This is a genomic window from Chitinophaga sp. RCC_12 (genome assembly GCF_041360695.1).
GTDB lineage: Bacteria > Bacteroidota > Bacteroidia > Chitinophagales > Chitinophagaceae > Chitinophaga.
The window spans coordinates 471,780-488,147 of the sequence record NZ_JBFUPS010000002.1 but is presented as its reverse complement, the minus strand read 5'-3'; the positions used below and the strand labels follow the sequence as shown (position 1 = coordinate 488,147).

The 16,368-nt window shown below is 46.2% G+C and carries 16 protein-coding genes; 11 read left to right on the top strand and 5 right to left on the bottom strand.

What is annotated here, in order from left to right:
* Positions 1-22: 22 nt before the first annotated feature.
* From AB6805_RS07250 to rlmD, 4 genes are read right to left on the bottom strand one after another with little or no spacing between them, the layout of a single operon-like run.
* Positions 23-1,120 carry an endonuclease/exonuclease/phosphatase family protein gene (locus AB6805_RS07250; RefSeq protein ID WP_370908769.1) on the bottom strand — a complete coding sequence of 366 codons (1,098 nt, stop codon included), beginning with the start codon at positions 1,118-1,120 and terminating at the stop codon, positions 23-25.
* Positions 1,121-1,162: 42 nt separating this feature from the next.
* Positions 1,163-2,095, bottom strand: a complete 933-nt coding sequence (locus AB6805_RS07245; protein ID WP_370908768.1) for a rhomboid family intramembrane serine protease — start codon at positions 2,093-2,095, stop codon at positions 1,163-1,165.
* A 47-nt stretch (positions 2,096-2,142) separates the two neighbouring features.
* Positions 2,143-2,970 carry a rhomboid family intramembrane serine protease gene (locus AB6805_RS07240; protein WP_370908767.1) on the bottom strand — a complete coding sequence of 276 codons (828 nt, stop codon included), beginning with the start codon at positions 2,968-2,970 and terminating at the stop codon, positions 2,143-2,145.
* A gap of 5 nt (positions 2,971-2,975) precedes the next feature.
* Positions 2,976-4,436, bottom strand: a complete 1,461-nt coding sequence (gene rlmD / locus AB6805_RS07235; RefSeq protein ID WP_370908766.1) for a 23S rRNA (uracil(1939)-C(5))-methyltransferase RlmD — start codon at positions 4,434-4,436, stop codon at positions 2,976-2,978.
* A gap of 75 nt (positions 4,437-4,511) precedes the next feature.
* Here rlmD and AB6805_RS07230 point away from each other — a divergent pair, with 75 nt between their 5' ends.
* The 6 genes from AB6805_RS07230 (at position 4,512) to AB6805_RS07205 (ending at position 9,813) form a co-directional block, all read left to right on the top strand.
* Positions 4,512-5,918, top strand: a complete 1,407-nt coding sequence (locus tag AB6805_RS07230) for a redoxin domain-containing protein (protein WP_370908765.1) — start codon at positions 4,512-4,514, stop codon at positions 5,916-5,918.
* Positions 5,919-6,043: 125 nt separating this feature from the next.
* Positions 6,044-6,748: a porin family protein gene (locus AB6805_RS07225; RefSeq protein WP_370908764.1), complete on the top strand. Its 705-nt coding sequence runs from the start codon at positions 6,044-6,046 to the stop codon at positions 6,746-6,748.
* Positions 6,749-6,898: 150 nt separating this feature from the next.
* Positions 6,899-7,519 carry a porin family protein gene (locus AB6805_RS07220; protein ID WP_370908763.1) on the top strand — a complete coding sequence of 207 codons (621 nt, stop codon included), beginning with the start codon at positions 6,899-6,901 and terminating at the stop codon, positions 7,517-7,519.
* A gap of 169 nt (positions 7,520-7,688) precedes the next feature.
* The gene (locus tag AB6805_RS07215; RefSeq protein ID WP_370908762.1) at positions 7,689-8,375 is read left to right on the top strand and encodes an outer membrane beta-barrel protein; all 687 of its coding nucleotides are present in this window, start codon (positions 7,689-7,691) and stop codon (positions 8,373-8,375) included.
* Between the two features lie 57 nt (positions 8,376-8,432).
* Positions 8,433-9,107: a porin family protein gene (locus tag AB6805_RS07210; protein WP_370908761.1), complete on the top strand. Its 675-nt coding sequence runs from the start codon at positions 8,433-8,435 to the stop codon at positions 9,105-9,107.
* Positions 9,108-9,138: 31 nt separating this feature from the next.
* Positions 9,139-9,813 (top strand): porin family protein, encoded by a 675-nt coding sequence (locus AB6805_RS07205; RefSeq protein WP_370908760.1) that lies wholly within the window; start codon positions 9,139-9,141, stop codon positions 9,811-9,813.
* Between the two features lie 277 nt (positions 9,814-10,090).
* Here AB6805_RS07205 and metF read toward each other — a convergent pair whose 3' ends face one another.
* Entirely contained in the window at positions 10,091-11,044 is a 954-nt protein-coding gene (gene metF / locus AB6805_RS07200) for a methylenetetrahydrofolate reductase [NAD(P)H] (protein WP_370908759.1), read from the bottom strand.
* A 168-nt stretch (positions 11,045-11,212) separates the two neighbouring features.
* On the opposite strand from metF, the gene lptB reads away from it, so the two are divergent.
* The 5 genes from lptB to AB6805_RS07175 all read left to right on the top strand — a co-directional run bounded on the left by lptB (position 11,213) and on the right by AB6805_RS07175 (position 16,161).
* Positions 11,213-11,974 carry an LPS export ABC transporter ATP-binding protein gene (gene lptB / locus AB6805_RS07195; RefSeq protein WP_370908758.1) on the top strand — a complete coding sequence of 254 codons (762 nt, stop codon included), beginning with the start codon at positions 11,213-11,215 and terminating at the stop codon, positions 11,972-11,974.
* Positions 11,975-11,996: 22 nt separating this feature from the next.
* Complete coding sequence (locus AB6805_RS07190; RefSeq protein ID WP_370908757.1) at positions 11,997-13,529, top strand: GH3 auxin-responsive promoter family protein; 1,533 nt, start codon at positions 11,997-11,999, stop codon at positions 13,527-13,529.
* 17 nt (positions 13,530-13,546) lie between these two features.
* On the top strand, positions 13,547-14,296 hold the full coding sequence (fabG, locus tag AB6805_RS07185; RefSeq protein ID WP_370908756.1) for a 3-oxoacyl-[acyl-carrier-protein] reductase: 750 nt from the start codon (positions 13,547-13,549) through the stop codon (positions 14,294-14,296).
* A 110-nt stretch (positions 14,297-14,406) separates the two neighbouring features.
* On the top strand, positions 14,407-14,970 hold the full coding sequence (locus AB6805_RS07180; RefSeq protein ID WP_370908755.1) for an RNA polymerase sigma-70 factor: 564 nt from the start codon (positions 14,407-14,409) through the stop codon (positions 14,968-14,970).
* An 81-nt stretch (positions 14,971-15,051) separates the two neighbouring features.
* Positions 15,052-16,161, top strand: a complete 1,110-nt coding sequence (locus AB6805_RS07175) for a FecR family protein (protein ID WP_370908754.1) — start codon at positions 15,052-15,054, stop codon at positions 16,159-16,161.
* The last annotated feature ends 207 nt before the right edge of the window (positions 16,162-16,368 follow it).

Here is a 16,368-nt window from a genome sequence, read left to right as displayed (position 1 = left end):
ATACTTTGTTGAAGTACTAAAGTTAGTTTTTTTTCAATGAAAGACAGGCCATAACCGGGAAATGCTCTGATGGCCGGTTATGGAAAACCTTACTTCCGTGGATGTTTACCGCAGGCTGTGCCAGGATGTAGTCGATCCGCAGGGAAGGCGACAGGTAGGAGAGTGTGCGTCCCCAGCCCGTGCCGGTTTTGAGGAAGGCGTCCTGCAAATTGCGGCTGATGGTTTTATAGGTGAACGAAACGGGCGTGTCGTTGAAATCGCCGCAAACAATAACAGGATAGGGGCTTGCGGCAACCAGAGCTGACAGCTGGAGCGCCTGTGAGGATCTTGTTGGGAAAGTGCGCCGCATTTTATAAACCAGGCCTGTACCTTTCGGGGCTTTCATGTTTTCATAATCCTCACCCTTAAACATATACGAAATGAGATGAACATTGAATACCCGGATGGTATCGCCGTTTATGGCAATATCCGCCTGGAGGAAGGTGCTGCCACTGCCAGTACTGCTTTTCACTGAGGGGATGGCCGAAGCAGTAATAATGGGATACCGGGAAAATAATACAATGCCGTAATGCCAGCTTTCCCAGTGGGTTTTATCGCGGGTGAAATAATGATATGGATAGTTCCCGGTGGATGTAATGCGTTGCAGATGCTGTTCGTTCCCCGGTTTATCATTGGTGTAAAATTCCTGCATACAAAGAATGTCCGGGCTGCCGGAGGCAATGGTGTTATAGATCGCCGCTTCTTTGTCTTTATTCGTTACATATCTCTCTAAACCCATACTGCTGGTATTATAGGTCATCAATGTGAACTGCCCGCTGTTGGTTTGTTTGCTGATAATATTTTCCCGGAAGATATGAACGCCCCAGGTAGTTAATGCTGCGGGCATGGCACAGAGTATAGCGATTATATTCATCCACCCGTATTTCCGGTTTTTACGCCAGGCCCATATGGCGGTATATAAAAGGCAGAGCAGGAAGAGAAACGGAAAAAAGAATCCGGAGAAGCCCGCGGGCCACCATTGGCCCGGGTTTACACAGGGAAGGAAAACGCTGAGGAGCAGGGCAGCTATGCTACAAATGTTACTCCAGAGCAAGGTACGGCGTACAATGATTTTCAGCATAGGGGAACAAGCAATTTCAAGGTATTTTAATCCGTCATACTTTTATTCAGTTTTGCTTGCCCGTAATAAAGTATCCCGTTCTTCTGCTGAAAGCGACGATAATCCGTTTTCATTGATCTTATCGAGGATTTCGTTCAGTTTTTGTTCAGGTACTTTGCCAATGCGTCTGTACGGTTGCTGATCAGCATCTGCCGGGGAATTCTTCCTTTTAAAATCGTCCGGGTTAATGCGTTGTGATGCGGGGTGAAATACGTGGGTCAGTTTAAAGGCCAGTTTGTTAAATCCTGCGCCCAAGTCCCTGCCTTTTTTCCACTGGTACATATATAACCAGCCTGCGAGTCCGCCGCCTGCGAGTACCGGGATATAGGTGTATCCATAGCTGGAAGACGCCATTAATGCGCCAACAGAAAGCACAACGAAAACCAGGGTAATGATCCAGAGGGAAATACCTCCTGCCAGTAAAGGGAATATGCGGTAACGCGGAGCAATAGCGGTAACGCCTACAGCGATCGCCATAATACTTCCGGCGGCGCCCAGGGTGTATTCATTGCCTGCGAGTGCATGAAAGGATGGGATCAGCTGCATACCGGCCACATAAAAGAGGTTACCGCAGAGACCTCCGAAGAGATATAACGGTAAAATCCGCTGGTAGCCAGCCAGGTGCTGCATGAAGGTGCCAAAGCACCACAGCCACACCATATTGGAAAAGATCTGCCAGAAGCTGATGTGTGTAAATAGAGAGGTGACCAGCGTCCACGGACGGGTCAGTAATTTGGATGGATCTGCCGGAAGCCTCAGCCAGGTCATAATATCCTGGTGAAACCGGGGCTCACCCACTTGTTCCATCTGGTATATTACAAGCGTAAAAAACAGGAAAACGAAAATCGTAAGATTAACGACCATCAGGTGTGTCACCATATTTCTTCCTTCTCCTAAAGAGAGGCGGGGCAATTTCTCTTTTTCCAACGCATGCATGGTACAAATATTTTTCAATACAAAAATACGTCAATAATACAGTTGTCTTAGTAAAAATCTGTTCTCTTTTTGCTCCAGTTCCTTAGCAGCAGGTAAGCAAAGAGTGCGCCACCGAGGTGGGCAAAGTGAGCCACATTATCTCCTGCTGAGTTCTGGATACCCGAGTACAGTTCACCCAGGATCATGAAGCCAACCACAAACTTGGCCCTGATAGGGATCATTGCAAAGAAATAGAGGTACCGGTTAGGGAACAGGTATCCGAAGGCGAACAGGATACCGTACACCGCCCCGGATGCGCCCAGTGTGGCACCATTGCGGTAATAGCTTACATAATTTTTGACATACAGGCTGGCCATTTCTATGGCTGCCGGGTCGCGGGCGGCCAATGCATTTTTCAGGCTGGCCATGTCGAAGTTGGCGAGGTTGCCGATATCGAACTTATTATCCAGCAACACAAAATTCGAGAAACTGGGATCATTCAGGAACTGCGCTGCATACCTGTTCAGGCTGAGGTTCTCATAAGTGAGTACGCCCATGTGGCACAGTGCAGCGCCCAGTCCGCATATCAGATAGAAAACCAGGAAACGCTTGGGTCCCCACAGGTTTTCCAGGGTGGCGCCAAACATCCACAGCGTAAACATGTTGAAGAGCACATGCGTAATGTTCTTCGGATCATGCAGGAACAGATGGGTAATGAACTGGTGTGGTTTGAATAGTTCGGAGCCCCAGTAGTGAAGGGCAAACAAACGACTCAGATCATAATCAAATTTGCTCAGCAGCGTAATCTGCACTAACCAAACCAAACCATTAATGATCATCAGATTTTTGATCACCATCGGCAGGTACTGAAATTTTCCGGGCCTGTACTCGTTCATTGTTGCTAGTTATTATCTCTTTTTTTCAACAACACCACATTTTCGATGTGATGGGTGTGCGGGAACATATCTACCGGTTGTACCTTTTCCACTGTATAGAGGGAATCCAGCAACGCCAGATCCCTGGCTTGTGTAGCGGGGTTACAGCTAACATATACAATTTTAGGAGCACCGATCTCCAGCAGTTTATTGACCAGTTTTTCGTGCATACCTGCCCGTGGGGGATCGGTAATGATCACATCCGGCTGGCCATGTTGTGCAAAAAACTCGTTATTACAAATATCCACTACATCGCCTGCAAAAAAGGTGGCATTATCCACATTATTACGGGCGGCGTTTTCCTTTGCGTCGTCTATGGCTTCCTTTATCAGCTCAATACCCACCACTTTGCGGGCATTGCGCGATACAAAGATGCCGATGCTTCCGGTACCGCAATATAGGTCATATACGATCTCGGATCCGGTTAAGCCCGCAAAATCCCTTGTTACCTTGTATAACACCTCTCCCTGGTAAGTGTTGGTCTGGAAAAAAGATTTAGGACCTATCTTGAATACAAAATCTTCCAGTTTCTCTTCTGCATATCCTTTACCAAAATAGACTTTTGGTTCCAGGTCGAAGATGGTATCGTTTCCTTTCGGATTAATAGTATAAAGCAGGGTAGTAATGGCCGGTACTGTTTTCAGCAAATGGTCCAGCAGGGCAATCCTGTTGGGCTTGTCTTCATGATGGATCACGAGGTTCACCATGATTTCACCGGTAGTGCAAAGGCGGATCACCAGGTTACGCAGCCATCCCTGTTGGGCACGGATGTCATAAAACGTAAGGTCGTGGGAAACCGCATATTCACGGACGGTGTTGCGGATCAGGTTTACCGGCTCCTGCATCAGGTAGCAGGTATCTATATTCAGTACTTTATCGAAGAGCTTAGGTACATGAAAGCCCAGTGCGGGCCTTACAGGTATTTCGCCGTCGTTGGCCCTGATTTCTTCGCTGGTAAGATATGCTTTGTTGCTAAAGGTAAACTCCAGCTTATTGCGGTAATGCTCGGTATGGGCGCTGCCCAGGATAGGGTCCATTGGCGGCAGGGCCAATTTCCCGATGCGTTGCAGGTGGTCTGCCACCTGTTGTTGTTTGTACTCCAGTTGGAGGGAATAAGGCAGCATTTGCCATTTACATCCTCCGCAGGTACCAAAATGCTGGCAAAAAGGAGTAACTCTTTTATCCGAATAGCTGTGAAAGTGAACTACTTTCCCTTCTGCCCAGTCTTTTTTGTTTTTACCAAGACGAACATCCACCACATCGCCGGGCACTACCCCGCCTTCAATAAATATCACTTTCCCGTCATGACGGGCCAGGGCTTTACCTTCTGCCGCATAAGCAGTAACCGGTACATTTTCTAAAACAACGTTTTTTTTCCTCACGGCTGCAAAGGTAATTGAAATGCTGAATCCTGCATCGTAATTCATACGAATTACCACTCAGCACACCGCTTTCCTTTTTTACTTTTTTCCGCTTACATTTACATATTGCTTTCAAATATTATGCGTAAACTATTTCTACTGCTGATAGCGGCCCTTTTAGCGCAATATAGCCTGCGGGCGCAGGGTTACCAGATTACTGTGAAGCTGAAAAACTTTACCGGCGGGAAGTTTTTCCTGGCCCATTACATGGGCAGATCTACCTACCTGGCCGACTCTGCAGCAGTAAGCCCTGCGGGAGAAGTTGTGCTGAAAGGCAAGGAAAAACTGCTGCCAGGCATTTATCTGCTGGTACTGCCCGGTAAACAGCAGTATGTAGAAACCCTGATAGATAAGCAGCAGGTTTTCAGCGTAGCCATCGACACCAGCGATCTTGTTAATAAAACAGTATACAAGGGCAGCCCCGATAACGAGGGGTTCCTGGCCTACAATAAATTTCTTTTCCAGCAGGAAACGCTGAGCCGCAATATCCAGCAACAGCTGCAAACTGCCCGCACGGCCGCAGATTCTGCCAAGGTGCAGCCATTGCAACAGGAACTGGGAAAGAAGATCCAGGAATTCAGGACCAGCTTTATTGCCCAACATCCCGGCAATATCCTCAGCACCATTTTCCTGGCCATGAAAGAACCGGTGGTTCCGCCGGCACCAGCCGGAGCGGATTCTTTATTTGCCTATCATTATTTTAAAAATCATTACTGGGATGAGGTGGACCTGGAAAGCGACCGCCTGGTGAGAACGCCTATCCTGGAAGGAAAGCTGAAAAAATATTTCACTCAGCTGGTACCGGTACATCCGGATTCTATTATTGTAGACTGTGATGCCATGATTGCCCGTACCCGCAAAAGCAAAGAGGTTTTTAAGTTTGTGTTGTGGTGGCTTACTTATACTTACGAGAGCTCGCCTTATATGGGTATGGACGCGGTTTTTGTACACCTTGTGGAAAAATATTACGTTCCTGGGGAAGCGTTCTGGCTGACGGATGAGCAACTCAATAAAATTGTGGACAGGGCATATACAATGGCGCCAAACCTGATTGGCCGCCAGGCCGCCCCGCTGCAATATAAAGATACTGCTGCCAGGCCGCTTTCCCTGTATAAGACCCCCGCGAAGTTTACGGTCCTTGTTTTCTGGGATCCCACCTGCGGACATTGCAAAACAGAGATTCCCCGTTTGGATTCTGCCTGGAATGCAAGCTGGAAGAGCAAAGGAGTGGCCATGATCGGCGTTAAAACGGAAGGTACCCGTGAGGAATGGCTACAGTTTATCCATGAGCATCATCTTAATGGCTGGATACATGGTTCAGATCCGCAGGGAGAAACGAATTACCGCAGGCTCTATGATGTGTACAGCACACCAATGGTATACTTACTGGATGAAAAGAAGAAAATTGTGGCAAAAAGACTAGGTGTGGAGCAATTGCAGGAGTTCCTGGATAGGGTTGCCCCGAAAGATACTGCCACAAAACTGTAGAAACAGGAGTGTAGAACGTAGAATATATGCCTCTATACGCATTGAAAACCAAATAGTTGATAACTTTTAACATTCCTTTGGCATAGTCTTTGGCTCTGTGGTTGCAGACCATAAAACCAAAGATTATGAAGAAGATGTTATTATCACTCGCAGCGTTAACGATTTCAGTAGCAGCGATGTCTCAGGCGAGAGTTGGGATTAAGGCTGGCTGGAATCTCTCCAACATTACTTATGATAACTCCGGAAATACAGATGATAGTCGTTCATTATCCGGTTTTAATGTGGGAGCCATTGCAGATTTACCGTTAGTTCCAAAGATTTTATCATTTCAGCCCGGTGTATTTTATACCACCAAGGGTACCAAGCTGGAAACAGGAGATAAGAATAATCCCACCACTAATCCTTATGCAAAGTATACCATCAACCCATCTTACATTGAGATTCCGCTGAACTTCGTGGCGAAGTTGCCAATAGGTGAAAGTTCCAGTCTCTTTGCAGGTGTAGGTCCTTATTTTGCATTTGGTGTTGCCGGTAAGCAAAAGTATGAAACGACTTCTATTGCCGGTGTGCATGCCAGTGGTTCAGAAAGTATTAAATGGGATGATGATACCCCGTTTAATGGTGACCCGAATACAGCGTATAATAAAATGAAACGTTTCGACTGGGGCGGTAACGTACAGATTGGTGCAGAGCTCAGCAACTTCCTGGTTTCAGCTCAATACGGTATCGGCTTTGCCAAAGTTAGGTCTGGCGAAGACAATAGTACAGATGATAAGGGTAAAAACCGTGTATTCAGTGTTTCTGTAGGTTATTTGTTCGGTGGAAAATAACCGGTTAATAAACAAATACGGAATTAAATTGTAATAACTGCAAGCAAGCAAAAAACAGGTTCATTCATTAGTTGGCAATCAAAAAATTAGGGAAGCGATACCTGACCTGTGGGTATCGCTTTTTTTAAAATCATTCAAATTACATCACACATGAAAAAGGTATTATTATCTGCAGCCGCATTACTGGTAGCTGGTCTTTCTTTTGGCCAGGCTAAATGGGGTATTGTTGCAGGACCGCAGTTCTCAAGTATGACTGCAAAAAATGCTGTTCTAAGCAGTGGAAAAGAAACCAGCTCTATTCTTACCGGCATAAGGGCCGGGGTTACGGTAGATATTCCGCTGGCAGATGAATTTTATATCGGAACAGGATTACTTTATTCCGGTAAAGGAGGTAAGGACAAGGATACAGATGTGAAAACTACTTTGTCTTACCTGGAGTTGCCTGTTCACTTTATGTTTAAACCGGAAGTAGGTACCGGCAGGCTGGTATTATCCGCAGGGCCTTATTTCGCGTATGGTTTGGGCGGAAAAATGAAGGATACCGGGTTGGGCGATCTGGATATATATGATGATGAAGCCACCGTGTTTAAACAGAAAAGATTCGACGCAGGTTTAGGTATTAATGTAGGTTATGAACTGCCTGTGGGACTGTACTTCGGTCTGAATACCGACCTTGGTTTGGTTAATACGGCAGATAATACCGACAACGACCGTAGCTTTAAGAATACGTCTTTTGGCGTGTCCGTTGGCTATAAGTTTGGTGGCAGGTAAACCTGCTTCCGATGAACTTTTTATTAACCACCCGGGAATTTCGGGTGGTTTTTTATTTTTATGAAAACGTTTGTTTAATTTCGCTTACAATAACCGACTGAGCATTAAGACTTTTCCCCCAAAATGATGTCACTGTGATATTCTTAATCCTTTTATTACCGAACCACTGATGAAAATTTTTACTCCTCTTTTTGTAACAGTATTTTTTGTTACAGTTACCTCACATGCACAGGTAAGTTTGGGTATTCGTGGCGGCTATATCAATACCGGGCTGGAGTCTTCCGGGAGTGGATATGCGCCGGGAACCCAAAAAACGGATAGCTGGCAGGCAAGCTTCTATACGAACATACCGCTGTTTAAAAATGGCTATCTGCAGCCAGGCGTCAGTTACATAAAAAAAGGTGCGGGACTGGAGTATGCGGTATCCCATCCGGTTAACCTGTTTACATCCGGGGCAACAAAGCTGAAACTACAATACCTGGAACTGCCGGTACACCTGGTATATAAGGTGCCGGTAAGCTTTGGTAAACTGCTGGTAGGTGCGGGGCCTTATGCGGCTTATTGTATCCGTGGCGATTACAGTGTAGCGGCTTACACCGAAAATAAACTGGTGCAATCGGGATCCCAACGGATCGATTTTAAGGGGTCTCCCAATATCTTCGGTACTAACATGAACCTGCAACGCTGGGATGCCGGGGTTAACTTTATTGCGGGTTTGGAGTTGAATTGCTGCCTTTCACTGAGTGCACAATATGGATACGGCATGATGGATATCGATCAATCGGTGGATAATAATTATAAAAACAGGTATTGGGGCGTGAGCCTTGGTTTTTTCTTTGACAGGGAAGACTGGTAGTCTTTTTACGCAGGGAACGGTTTTTGTTAACAGGGAGCGGATTTATACTTAAAAAGCATGAAAAGAAATATTCTGATTGTTGTAGCCCTGCTGGTTGTTCAGATAGCAACTGCGCAAGTTAGATTTGGACTTAAGGCCGGCTTTACCGGCGCCAGTATGAAATTGACTGACCCTGCTGATGTTCCGGACCGGAACGAGTTTATGTTGCCTGCTTTTCATGCAGGCATTTTAGCAGATATTCCCCTGGCAAAATGGTTGGCGGTACAGCCAGGACTCCTTTACAGCGTTGCTGGTTACAGAACCCGGCCGGAGCAATCAACCGGGAACTATTACTATATCGTCAAATTCCGGTATAACTATCTTGAATTACCTGTCAACTTTCTGTTTAAGCAAAAACTGGGGCAAGGTAAAATTGTAGCAGGATTTGGTCCCAGCCTGTCTTATGGTATTGGTGGCAAGGCTACTTATATCAAAGAAGGCACTAAAGAAGAAACAAAACGGGTAAAGTTTGACGGCGATGAAGTGGTTTCCGCAAACGCCTCTGAAATACATGCTAACCCGGTAGACGTTTCGGCTAATTTCCTGCTGGGCTATGAGTTTAATGAAGGATTTTTGCTTACAGCAGGTTATTCTTCCGGCTTTATAAATGTAACTACCAGGGAGCATGCAGAAGAGCTGAACCGAAGCTTCCGGATTTCCTTTGGGTACTTGTTTCCCCGGGCCCGCCGGTAGCAAATTGACAGACAACATTCCTTAAACCTATATGAAAAAGAACATCCTGATTATTGTAACCTTGTTAAGTTCGTTAACCCTGAGTGCCCAGGTAAGATGGGGAGTCAAAGCCGGTTTTTCAGGCGGAAACATGAAACTGAAAGACCGCACCCAGATGACATTATTTCACGACCGGACGCTGCCCGCCTACCATGCAGGGATACTGGCAGACATCCCGCTTGCGAAGAGTTTTGCCGTTCAGCCGGCACTGTTATACAGTGTTAAAGGCACCAAAGCCGTTAATACTTTTATGACGGGCATGGGCAGTAACGAGGAAGCTACTACCAGCTACCGGTATAACTACCTGGAGTTACCTGTTAACTTTTTATATAAAGGCGAAGCGGGCAAAGGAAAAGTTTTTGCCGGGCTGGGACCTTATGTAGCCTATGGTATAGGCGGAAAAGTTACTTATAAGGGATACAATGCCGAAACAAAAAAATCCAGGCAGATTAAATTTGATGGAGATGATGTTGCGAACCTGGAAGAGTTACATGCCAACGCCATAGATGCGGGAGTTAACTTACTGGCCGGCTATGAATTTAAAAACGGGTTATTGTTTAGTATAAACTATACTTCCGGCTTTTTAGACGTTAGTGCCAGCGACAGAACCCAGGAAAAGCACCGTTATTTTGGCTTGTCTGTCGGATATCTCTTTACACGAAAATAGTAAGTATACTATACAGACAATAGAAAGACTGCCTCTTACGGCGGTCTTTTTTATTTTTTTTAAAAGAAGATAGGGGTCATTCCTTTTTACCGCGTCTTATTAGCGAAAGATGCCATCGGAAGATGGCTTCGATCATTGGACAGTTATAATTAAAAGTGTGACAGTTATAGGGATATGCCACTACGTATCTACGTGATGGCATTTTTTATATGAAAGACAGCAAAAAAGGGAAAGACTTTCGTCCTTCCCTTCTGCTTTTATAAGGAGTTAGGATAAGCTACATAATTGCTTCCACAGCCTGACGCACCACCTTGGGTTTACCCAGCGTGTAATAGTGCAATACCGGCACGCCAAAGGCTTTCAGTTCTTTCGACTGTGCAATGAGCCACTCAGTACCCACTTGTTCCACATCCTTGTCTGTTTTGCATTTCAGGATTTCTGTAGAGAGGTCTGTAGGGAGGTCCACATGGAAAATACGTGGCAGCATGGTCATTTGCTTCCTGGAAGTTAATGGCTTCAGTCCGGGGATAATAGGCACGGTGATACCCATTTCACGGCATTTGTTTACGAAGTCGAAGAACTTCTGGTTGTCGAAAAACATTTGAGTAACGATATAATCGGCCCCGTTTTCCACCTTACGTTTCAGGTGCGACAGGTCTGTTTGCATATTGGGGGCTTCAAAATGTTTTTCGGGGTAACCGGCTACGCCGATGCAGAAATTGGTTTTTACACCGCTTTGCAGATCATCTTCCAGGTAAACGCCGTTGTTCATATGTGCCACCTGGTCCAGCAATTCAATTGCATAGGAGTGTCCATGTGGGTCGGGTTCAAAGAAAGTTTCATTTTTGGGAGCATCTCCGCGTAAAACCAGTACATTGTCGATGCCCAGGAAGTTAAGGTCTATCAGGGCATTTTCTGTTTCTTCCCGGCTAAAACCGCCGCAAATGAGGTGTGGTACCGCATCTACGTTATAATGGTTCATAATGGCCGCGCAAATACCCACGGTGCCGGGGCGTTTACGGATTTCCACCTTTTCAAAGGATCCGTCCGCCTTTTTCTTGAACATATGCTCGCTGCGGTGGTAGGTCACATTGATAAATGCGGGCTTGAATTCCATCAGCGGATCCAGGTGGTCGTAGATAGACTCAATACTCTTTCCTTTAAGCGGAGGGAGGATTTCGAAAGAAATCAGGGTGTCTTTGGCCTTGGCAATATGTTCAGTTACTTTCATAAAGTTATAAGCTTTGAGGAAGGCGGCTGAATATAAAGCCAGCTTCCTGCTAAAATTACGCGGGCAAAAATAAGATATCCCCTTATTATTATCAGATCATTTTTAATCTTAGGATAACTATAACTAGGCTAACTGAATGAATTGTTTATTTTTGCTAAGTTTGATCATATGACATTAAGAATACATACAGACCAGCTGGTAAAGCGTTACGGCAACAGAACCGTGGTAAACCACGTATCTGTGGAAGTGTCCCAGGGGGAGATTGTAGGGCTGCTGGGGCCTAACGGCGCCGGTAAAACCACCTCCTTTTACATGGTGGTGGGGCTTATTAAGCCCGATGAAGGGAATGTGTACCTGGATGGCCAGAACATTACCAAGCTGCCCATGTACAAGCGGGCGCAGATGGGCATTGGTTATCTGCCGCAGGAGGCTTCCGTGTTCCGGAAGCTGAGCGTGGAGGATAATATTTCCGCTGTGCTGGAAATGACCACCCTGAAAAAGGCGGAGCAGAAAGAGAAGCTGGAAAGCCTTTTGTCTGAGTTCCGGCTCACGCATGTAAGGAAAAGCCCCGGCGACGTATTGAGCGGGGGAGAACGCCGTCGTACCGAGATTGCACGCGCCCTGGCCGTAGACCCGAAGTTTATCCTGCTGGATGAACCTTTTGCCGGTATCGACCCCATTGCCGTAGAGGATATCCAGGGAATAGTAGCCAAACTGAAATACAAAAATATAGGTATCCTGATCACCGACCACAACGTTCAGGAAACATTGTCCATTACTGACAGGGCTTATTTATTGTTTGAAGGTAAAATCCTGAAATCAGGATCCGCCGAAGAGCTGGCAGCCGATGAACAGGTAAGAAAAGTGTATCTTGGCCAGAATTTTATTCTTCGCCGTAAAGATTACCTGGACGAAGCAGCTAAACAATAAAAATAATTCTACAGCATCCTATATGAGAATTTTAAGTCCTGCAATATCACAACTGGCAAGATTGCGAATGGGGCGTATTGCGTATTTCATGCAGTATCCCGTGCAGGTGCAGCAGCAGGTATTCCAAAACCTTATCAGTGCCGCCCAGTATACCGAATTCGGTAAGCAGTACGGCTTTTCAAAGATTTATAAGATAGACGAATATAAACAGCGCGTTCCTATTCATACTTATGATACCATCAAGCCTTATATACAGCGCACGATGGAGGGACAGCAGAATGTACTCTGGAATACACCCATCAAATGGTTTGCAAAATCCAGCGGTACCACCGCGGATAAAAGCAAATTTATCCCTGTAACAGTGGAAAGCCTGGATGAATGCCACTATCGCTCCGGCAGGGATGTGATCTCCCTTTATTACAATAATTTCCCCGACTCCGACGTATTTACCGGTAAATCACTGGTAATAGGAGGCAGTCACCAGGTGAACAAGCTTTCCGAAAACAGCGATTCCTATTTCGGGGACCTGAGCGCTGTAATGCTCCAGAATATGCCGTTTTACGGCAATATGATCCGTACACCGGACCTGGAAATAGCGCTCATGGACGAATGGGAAGAGAAAATAGAACGTATGGCCAACGCCGTGATCCATGAAAATGTAACCTCTATTGCAGGGGTGCCTACCTGGACCATTGTGCTGATCAAACGTATTTTTGAACTCACCGGTACCGACAACCTGGCCGATGTATGGCCTAACCTGGAGCTTTATATGCATGGCGGCGTAAGCTTTACCCCTTACCGCGAGCAGTTTAAAAAACTGATCCGCAAGCCTTTAATGCATTACCAGGAAACTTATAACGCTTCCGAAGGCTTCTTTGCAGCCCAGGATGTGGTAGGAGAAGAAGGGCTGTTGCTGTTCCTCAACCACGGCATCTTCTATGAGTTTATGCCAATGGAGGAACTGGACAAGGAAAATCCGCAAACCCTGCAACTGCAGGAAGTGGAGCTGGGTAAAAACTATGCCCTGGTAATCAGTACCAATGGCGGCTTATGGCGCTATATGGTAGGAGATACCATCCAGTTCACCTCCCTGATTCCTTACCGTATTAAAGTCAGCGGCAGAACAAAGTCGTTTATTAATGCCTTCGGGGAAGAAGTGATCGTGGAAAATTCAGATACTGCAGTGGCCAAAGCCTGCGAAGCTACGGGTGCAGTGGTAAATGACTACACCGCAGCTCCCGTGTATTTCAGTGATCATGGCAACGGCGGACACGAATGGCTGGTGGAATTTGAAGTAGCGCCGGATGACCTGAACCGCTTCATTACGGTACTGGACAGTACTTTAAAAGCCATTAACTCAGATTACGAGGCCAAAAGATACAAGGATATCGCCCTGCACATGCCGGTAGTGCGTGTATTGCCGGAAGGAACTTTTTGCGAGTTCCTGAAAAGCAAGGGCAAGCTGGGCGGACAACATAAAGTTCCACGACTGAACAACGACCGCAAATACCTGGAAGAAATCCTGCAATTTGCGGCAGATCACATGAATGCTTAAAACCTATCAACTATAACATGAAATTACTGGAGAACAAAGTAGCCATAGTAACAGGCGCCAGCCGTGGTATCGGGGAAGCAATTGCTTTGAAATTTGCAGCACAGGGAGCAAACGTTGCATTTACATACGTAAGCTCCGATGAAAAAGCCCAGGCACTGGAAGCAAAGCTCACCGCTTTGGGTGTAAAAGCAAAAGCTTATAAATCCAATGCAGGCGTTTACGAGGAAACTGAAGCGCTGGTAGCGGATGTATTGAAAGAATTCGGTAAAATTGATATTTGTGTAAACAACGCCGGTATCTCCAAAGATAACCTGCTGTTGCGTATGAGCCCTGATCAATGGGATGATGTAATGAACATCAACCTGAAGAGCGTGTATAACATGACCAAACATGTAATACGCCCCATGATGAAGGCAAAAAGCGGTAGCATCATTAATATGAGCTCCGTAATCGGTATCATGGGTAACGCCGGCCAAAGCAGCTATGCCGCTTCCAAAGCCGGTATCATCGGTTTTACCAAGTCCATTGCACAGGAGCTGGGCAGCCGTAACATCCGCTGTAATGCCGTGGCCCCGGGTTTTGTAGAAACAGACATGACCAGCTACCTCAAAGAAGGAGAGGGCGCTGCCAATTATATTGCTCAGATTCCGCTGGGCCGCTTCGGCACACCGGAAGATATTGCCAACGTTTGCCTGTTCCTGGCTTCTGATATGAGCGGTTACGTAACCGGTCAGACAATCAGCACCTGTGGCGGTTTGTGTATGTAATTCAACGAGTTAAAGATGGTAAAACGCAGGTCTATGACCTGCGTTTTTTTATTGAACCTACTTTACGTATCTTTTGCCGCAGTGAACAATCTTGTGGACGAAGGAATACTTTGGAGGAAGTAAGTAAAAATATTAACCGGAAACAACGTCAGCTACCCGCTTTTGAATCATTATTCAAAGAGTATTACGCCGCGCTCTGTACATTCGCCTTTGATTTCGTAAACAGACATGAACTGGCAGAAGAAATTGTGCAGGATACTTTTTTGAAGATATGGGAGAAGTACAGGGAGCTGGACATCCAGGTATCTGAAAAAGCATACCTGTACCGCGCTGTTCAGAATAATTGCCTCAACTACATCAAGCAAAACAAGGTAAAAACGCAATACGGCAGCGAAGAGCTTCAGCAGCTGGAGTCCCGTATTTCCCTGTTCAGCATCACCTCCGGTCATTCGCCGGCAGAAAAACTCGAACAATCCGAACTGGAGCTGATAGCGGAAAAAGCTATCCGCAAATTACCACCCCAGTGCCAGGATGTATTCCGGCTTAGCCGCTTTGAAGAACTGAGTTACCCCGAAATTTCCCGCCACCTCGGCATCTCCATCAACACCGTCAAAACACAGATGACCCGCGCCCTGCAAAGGTTACGCGACGAACTACTCCCTCTTTTGAAGTAGGGGTTTAAAAAAAACAACATTTATTTTCTTCGCTTGTCACCCTACCCGGCATTAAATGTTGTCTTACTACTTGTTTTCTATATGATGGGTCCTAACTATACACAGGAGCAGGCAGATGACCTGATCGCACGTTTTTTATCCGGTAATATCTCCCCGGATGAGCAGGCAGCGCTAACGCACTGGATCAATGCCTCAGCGGAGAACCAGTCTTATTTCCTGCAGCTCAGGGATGCGTGGCAGGCAACGGCACGGGAAGGGAGTTATGATACCGGCGCCGCCTGGGATAGTTTGCAGTATAGCACGGCTATAGAACCGCCATTAGCGCTAAACAAGTGGAAATACTATTTCCGTGTGGCCGCCACCTATACATTGCCTTTTTTAATCGGCGGCGGCCTGGTGTATGCCTGGGCCTCCGGTAAAAAAGATAACAGCAGTAACGCGCTGGTAACGGTGACCAGCCCGAAAGGGGCTACCACCAAAATTGAATTGTCTGATGGTACGGAAGTATGGCTGAATGCAGGCAGCAAGCTGCAGTACGCACAGTCCTACAACCTCCGCGGCCGCGAAGTAAAACTGGAAGGAGAGGCCTTCTTTAAAGTGCATACCAACGCACAAAAGCCTTTTACGGTAAGAGCCTCCGACCTGAGAATACTCGCGCTGGGTACATCTTTCAATGTAAAAGCATACCCGGAAGATAAAACCGTAGTAACCACGCTGGTAGACGGAGAAGTGAAGATAGACGGCAGTAAAACCACTACGCCTTTCGGACTGATGATGAAACCACATCAACATGTTGTGTATAAAAAACCGTTATCAAACGGCAGTGAACAATTGAAAACGCCTGTATCAGGCGGAGACAGCTCCACCGCTGCTCCGATAGAAAGCAGGGAAGTGAACAATACGGAAATATATACCGCCTGGAAAGACGGCAACTGGATAGTGGCCGCTCAAACCATGGAAGAACTGGCGGTAACAATGGAACGCAGGTTTAATGTAAAGGTGATCTTTAAAGAACAGGAACTGAAAGAATACCGCTTCAGTGGCACTTTCCGTCAGGAAACGCTGGAACAGGTACTGAACATTCTAAAGCTCACAGCACCGCTGAAATACACCATCAACAAAGGTGTAGTTACCCTGGCGCTGGACGAAGAGCTGAAAGAAAAATATAATAAAGCATTTAAAAGCCGGTAATGGCCGGATAGAAGGGACAACCATCATTCAATCACCTGTAAAACCAACTTACATGCCGGACATGAAGGACTAAAAAAATTGGGGTAATGCGACTTACCCCAATCAACGAAAATCACTTAATGGCGAATTGCCTTTGCGACGGGCAATCGCCGTAATTATCGTTTAACTAAAATCTATACAAGTTTATGAAATCCACTGCAAACCTGG

What these genes read in the sequence shown, in the direction of transcription:
- AB6805_RS07250 (WP_370908769.1), bottom strand. Translation starts at nt 1,120, where the DNA reads ATGCTGAAAATCATTGTACGCCGTACCTTGCTCTGGAGTAACATTTGT.
- AB6805_RS07245 (WP_370908768.1), bottom strand. Translation starts at nt 2,095, where the DNA reads ATGCATGCGTTGGAAAAAGAGAAATTGCCCCGCCTCTCTTTAGGAGAA.
- AB6805_RS07240 (WP_370908767.1), bottom strand. Translation starts at nt 2,970, where the DNA reads ATGAACGAGTACAGGCCCGGAAAATTTCAGTACCTGCCGATGGTGATC.
- rlmD (WP_370908766.1), bottom strand. Translation starts at nt 4,436, where the DNA reads ATGAATTACGATGCAGGATTCAGCATTTCAATTACCTTTGCAGCCGTG.
- AB6805_RS07230 (WP_370908765.1), top strand. Translation starts at nt 4,512, where the DNA reads ATGCGTAAACTATTTCTACTGCTGATAGCGGCCCTTTTAGCGCAATAT.
- AB6805_RS07225 (WP_370908764.1), top strand. Translation starts at nt 6,044, where the DNA reads ATGAAGAAGATGTTATTATCACTCGCAGCGTTAACGATTTCAGTAGCA.
- AB6805_RS07220 (WP_370908763.1), top strand. Translation starts at nt 6,899, where the DNA reads ATGAAAAAGGTATTATTATCTGCAGCCGCATTACTGGTAGCTGGTCTT.
- AB6805_RS07215 (WP_370908762.1), top strand. Translation starts at nt 7,689, where the DNA reads ATGAAAATTTTTACTCCTCTTTTTGTAACAGTATTTTTTGTTACAGTT.
- AB6805_RS07210 (WP_370908761.1), top strand. Translation starts at nt 8,433, where the DNA reads ATGAAAAGAAATATTCTGATTGTTGTAGCCCTGCTGGTTGTTCAGATA.
- AB6805_RS07205 (WP_370908760.1), top strand. Translation starts at nt 9,139, where the DNA reads ATGAAAAAGAACATCCTGATTATTGTAACCTTGTTAAGTTCGTTAACC.
- metF (WP_370908759.1), bottom strand. Translation starts at nt 11,044, where the DNA reads ATGAAAGTAACTGAACATATTGCCAAGGCCAAAGACACCCTGATTTCT.
- lptB (WP_370908758.1), top strand. Translation starts at nt 11,213, where the DNA reads ATGACATTAAGAATACATACAGACCAGCTGGTAAAGCGTTACGGCAAC.
- AB6805_RS07190 (WP_370908757.1), top strand. Translation starts at nt 11,997, where the DNA reads ATGAGAATTTTAAGTCCTGCAATATCACAACTGGCAAGATTGCGAATG.
- fabG (WP_370908756.1), top strand. Translation starts at nt 13,547, where the DNA reads ATGAAATTACTGGAGAACAAAGTAGCCATAGTAACAGGCGCCAGCCGT.
- AB6805_RS07175 (WP_370908754.1), top strand. Translation starts at nt 15,052, where the DNA reads ATGATGGGTCCTAACTATACACAGGAGCAGGCAGATGACCTGATCGCA.